The organism is Pseudoalteromonas sp. SIMBA_162, from assembly GCF_046535955.1.
GTDB lineage: Bacteria > Pseudomonadota > Gammaproteobacteria > Enterobacterales > Alteromonadaceae > Pseudoalteromonas > Pseudoalteromonas marina.
This window is the reverse complement of sequence record NZ_JAWJBQ010001007.1, coordinates 1-243: the sequence shown is the minus strand read 5'-3', so window position 1 is coordinate 243 and position 243 is coordinate 1. Positions and strand designations below refer to the sequence as shown.

General features: G+C 54.3%; 1 pseudogene. It reads right to left on the bottom strand.

Annotated features, from left to right (window positions below):
- Positions 1–226 (bottom strand): annotated as a pseudogene (locus R0J88_RS22750) (30S ribosomal protein S5); the annotation flags it as partial.
- Positions 227–243 lie beyond the last annotated feature (17 nt).

The window sequence follows — 243 nt, the reverse complement described above, 5'->3', positions numbered from 1 at the left end:
CTACCTGGATCATGTTGCGGCGAGCAGCTTCCATGGCTTTCTGAATCGCAGCAGGTACTTCGCGCGATTTGCCACGGCCGAAGCCCACACGACCTTTACCATCACCAACCACGGTCAACGCGGTGAAGGTGAAGATACGGCCGCCTTTTACGGTCTTGGCAACGCGGTTAACCTGAACCAGCTTCTCGATGTAGCCTTCGTCGCGCTTTTGATCGTTATTTGCCATAACTTAGAACTCCAGCC